The 3,179-nt window shown below is 70.5% G+C and carries 6 protein-coding genes; 3 read left to right on the plus strand and 3 right to left on the minus strand.

Going from position 1 to position 3,179, the window contains the following annotated elements:
• A partial coding sequence (locus VKH46_16300; protein HKB72400.1) for a hypothetical protein occupies window positions 1-184 on the minus strand: 184 nt, incomplete at its 3' end.
• 123 nt (window positions 185-307) lie between these two features.
• On the opposite strand from VKH46_16300, the gene VKH46_16305 reads away from it, so the two are divergent.
• The 3 genes from VKH46_16305 to VKH46_16315 all read left to right on the plus strand — a co-directional run bounded on the left by VKH46_16305 (window position 308) and on the right by VKH46_16315 (window position 2,116).
• Window positions 308-1,117 carry a GGDEF domain-containing protein gene (locus VKH46_16305; protein HKB72401.1) on the plus strand — a complete coding sequence of 270 codons (810 nt, stop codon included), beginning with the start codon at window positions 308-310 and terminating at the stop codon, window positions 1,115-1,117.
• A gap of 104 nt (window positions 1,118-1,221) precedes the next feature.
• On the plus strand, window positions 1,222-1,701 hold the full coding sequence (locus tag VKH46_16310; GenBank protein HKB72402.1) for a CBS domain-containing protein: 480 nt from the start codon (window positions 1,222-1,224) through the stop codon (window positions 1,699-1,701).
• 1 nt (window position 1,702) lies between these two features.
• Window positions 1,703-2,116, plus strand: coding sequence for a universal stress protein (locus tag VKH46_16315; protein ID HKB72403.1), 414 nt, complete (start codon window positions 1,703-1,705; stop codon window positions 2,114-2,116).
• A gap of 278 nt (window positions 2,117-2,394) precedes the next feature.
• On the opposite strand, the gene VKH46_16320 is transcribed toward VKH46_16315, so the two are convergent.
• Together VKH46_16320 and VKH46_16325 are read right to left on the minus strand one after the other, a co-directional pair.
• A complete protein-coding gene (locus VKH46_16320; protein ID HKB72404.1) occupies window positions 2,395-3,039 on the minus strand; it encodes a phosphoribosyltransferase family protein in 645 nt (214 codons plus the stop codon).
• 19 nt (window positions 3,040-3,058) lie between these two features.
• Window positions 3,059-3,179 (minus strand): alpha/beta hydrolase (locus tag VKH46_16325; GenBank protein ID HKB72405.1); only part of this gene is annotated, 121 nt, incomplete at its 5' end.

Raw genomic sequence — 3,179 nt, forward strand, 5'->3', positions numbered from 1 at the left:
CCGGCCGGATGTAGCCGAACTGGTCCGTCGTGAGGTAATGCTCCTTCGCATTGGTCGAATACGCCTTCGGACTGGTCCGCAAGACCGGACGGCTGTTGACGACCACCGGCGCCGCGCCGCGGAACGGTACCGCGATCCCCGCTGCCGAGAGAGCCACCACGAGAAGCTGCCTGAGAATCTGCATCGAGTGCCTCCGAGTTTCCAAGACACTCTACCGGCGACCCTCCGGGTCTCTTTGATGAAAACGAATCATTTGAGCGATCCACTCCCTCGGAACCGCTTCCCGACGCGGACGTAAGATCGAGAGGTGACGTTCGAAGAGGCACCCGCTCCTTCCGCGCCTTCACGGCTTTCGGTCCGGTACCGGATCCTGTATTCCCTGCTCGGGGTCCTCCTCGCGACCGGAGCGCCGCTCGGCGCGCTCGCGATCCGCGTCGCGACCGGAGGCGTTCAGGCCGGAGCCGAGGTGCGGTCGCATCTCTTCTATTACGCCTACGAGCTCCTCGGGACCGCGGTCGTGTTCGGGATCGCCGGATTCGTCGCCGGGACGAGGGCCGACCGGCTGCGCGCGGGACGGGAGCGCTTCCGCGAGCTCGCGGGACGCGACGACCTCACCGGACTGCCGAACCGGCGCCTGTTTCGGGAGCACTACGCTCGCGTCGTCGCGCGCTCGCACCGCTTCCGAGAGCCGGTTTCGCTCCTCCTCGTCGATGTCGACGGGCTGAAGGAGATCAACGACCGATGGGGACACATGGCGGGGAACGCGGCGCTCCGGCACGTGGCGCGGATCGTCCGCGACCGCAAGCGTACCGAGGACCTCGCCGCCCGATGGGGCGGCGACGAGTTCGTCCTGCTCCTCCCGGGGGCGGACGTCGCCGCCGCCGAGCGCGTCGCGCGCGAGATCCTGAGGACGGCGGAGCGCGACGTGCTTCGGGCCCCGCCGACGGCCGTGACCGTCACCATCGGCATCGCGAGCGGCGTTGCGGCTTCCACGCACCACGATTTCTTCGTCGCGGCCGACCGCGCGCTCTACGAAGGCAAGACGGCGGGAAGGAATCAGTACCGCGTCTCGCTCACGGGCGACCCGCCGGGCGACGGACAGCGCTCGAAGCCGTAGGGCCTCCCGCCGGGCCACGGCGCCCCTGATCCATTCGCATCTCCCCCCGGGGTCCGCCCCCGACCCAGAATCGATCGAGCCGACAGGCTCGGAAGGGGTATGCCATGACCACCACCGTCGATCGGCGCTCCGAAAAAGCGCCGCAGGCGCCGAGGACGCGGAGCTCGCGCCTGGGACGTCTCGTTCGCGACCTGATGACCGAGAACGTCGTGACGTTCTCGCCGGCGGACAACCTCGCCGATCTCGCCGACCGCATGGCCGACGAGCACATTCGCCACGCCCCGATCGTGGACCGCGAGGGCGACCTCGTCGGTCTCGTGACCGAGCGGGACCTCGCGCGTTTCGCCTTCGCGGATTCACCGGAAGCTCCCCTCTCCGTCGAGCGCGACGTGCTCGGTCGAAAGCGGGTCCGGGAGATCATGGGAACGGAGGTCGACACGCTCGAGCCCGACGCGTTGCTGCGCGAGGCGGCGGAGCTCCTGCTCGAGAACAAGATCGGCTGCATCCCGGTCGTCGAAGGCAGCCGCGTCGTCGGCATCCTCACCGAAGCGGACTTCGTGCGTCGATACCTCGAAGCGGAGTAGCGTGTTTCGCCGGATCCTGGTTCCGGTCGATTTCACCCCGAAAGCGATGCGGGCCGCGCGCGCGGCTGCGCGGATCGCTCCGGAGGACGCGGATGTGACGCTGCTCCACGTGATCGAGCGGCTGCACGGCGACCTTCCCGGGATCGAGCGATTCTACCGGCGCCTCGAGCGGATGGCCCGCGCGAAGGCCCGTGCGTTCACCGACCTCTTCGAACGGCGCGGCCGGCGGGTGCGCGTCGTGATCGTCTATGGCGATCCGCTCGAGGAGACGCTCCGGTTCGCGTCGTCGTCGCGCGCAGACCTGATCGTGATGGGCAGCCATCGCTTCTCGCGCGCCCGCGTCGGACACAACTGGGGCACGCTCTCCTACAAGGTGGGGCTGCTGGCGAAGAGCCCGGTGCTGCTCGTCAAATAGACAAGCGCGTCGATGCATCGAGCCGGCCGGGCGCGTGCCGCCCGTGTCGCCCTGCGACGTACTGATTACAGTACGCCTCGGGACGCCACGACCGACCCGCATCCCGTCGGGCTCGCGCCTCACCGCGCCTCAGCGATGTCGCACTGGCCTACTCACCGCCGTCTGACCGGATAGACAAGCGCGGCGGCATGTCTCGCCGACTCATCCCGCCGAAGCTTCAGCGAAGAAGGGGCGAAGGCGGATGCATCGAGCCGGTTCCCGGCGAGATGCAGGCCCACTCATGCCGCCGCGGCGCTCTTCTCCAGCAATTCGCGCACCTCCTCGTCGGTCGTCTGCTCGAAATCCGCGTACCCGCAGCCGACCGCGGAGAAGGCCGGCGGAGTCTCGAGACAGACGCACTCGTCCGCGAGGCGCGCGATCGCGGCGCACGTCTCGGGCGCGCCGACCGGGACCGCGACGACGACGGCGGAAGGGGCGAGCCGGCGCAGCGCGGCGATCGCCGCCCGCATCGTCGCGCCGGTCGCGAGGCCGTCGTCGACCAGGATCACCGTCTTTCCCGCGACGGCGGCCGGCGGCCGCCCCTGGCGAAACGCCCGTTCCCGGCGCCGGAGCTCCTCCTCCTCCCGGCGCGTCGCCGCCTCGACGACCGGCGCCGAAATGCCGAGATCCGCGATCACGTCCTCCTGGAGCACCCGCACGCCGCCCGCGGCGATCGCTCCCATCGCGAGCTCCTCGTGGCCGGGAACGCCGAGCTTGCGGACGAGGAAGACGTCGAGCGGCGCGCCGACCTCGCGCGCGACCTCGAAGCCGACCGGAACGCCGCCCCGGGGCAGCGCGAGGACGACGACGTCCGGCCGGCGCGCCCGGCGCGAGAGCCGGCGGCCGAGGGCGCGTCCCGCGTCGCGGCGATCCCGGAAGATCACGGCGCCGCCCTTCGCCGCGTCATCGCCGGAGGTGACCGAGGAACCACGCGACGGCCTCGCGCGCCACCTCCTCGAGAGTCCCCGGCTCCTCGAAGAGGTGCGTCGCTCCGGCAACGACGTGGAGGCGATTCTCGACCCGG

This window comes from Thermoanaerobaculia bacterium, assembly GCA_035260525.1.
In the GTDB taxonomy this organism is placed as follows: domain Bacteria; phylum Acidobacteriota; class Thermoanaerobaculia; order UBA5066; family DATFVB01; genus DATFVB01.

Coding starts and splice junctions, on each gene's coding strand:
- VKH46_16310 (HKB72402.1), top strand. CDS start 1,222: ATGACCACCACCGTCGATCGGCGCTCCGAAAAAGCGCCGCAGGCGCCG.